Annotated in this window: 1 protein-coding gene; it reads left to right on the plus strand. The window is 65.3% G+C overall.

Annotated features, from left to right (window positions below; translation table 11 throughout):
* Window positions 1-72 precede the first annotated feature (72 nt).
* Window positions 73-245 (plus strand): dihydrodipicolinate synthase family protein (locus tag SB754_RS22340; RefSeq protein WP_410784469.1); only part of this gene is annotated, 173 nt, incomplete at its 3' end.

A 245-nucleotide genomic window follows, 5' to 3' on the forward strand; every position in this document is an offset into this window, starting at 1 on the left:
CACCCTGTTTTCCCCTGCAACACCCACTCGTTCCACCGCACCAAACCCATTACCAGCACTTTGGAGATATCTGTGGCCTCTCAGCCCATCCGCCAGTTCACCGGCGTCATTCCCCCCGTCGTCACCCCGCGCGCCGCCGACGGCAGCATCGACACCCACTCCCTGGCCCGGGTGACCAAGCACCTGCTTGAGGGCGGCGTGCACGGCCTGTTTGTCCTCGGCTCCTCCGCCGAGGTCCCGTACAT

It is taken from the genome of Leifsonia sp. SIMBA_070 (assembly GCF_046534635.1).
In the GTDB taxonomy this organism is placed as follows: Bacteria; Actinomycetota; Actinomycetes; order Actinomycetales; family Microbacteriaceae; genus Leifsonia.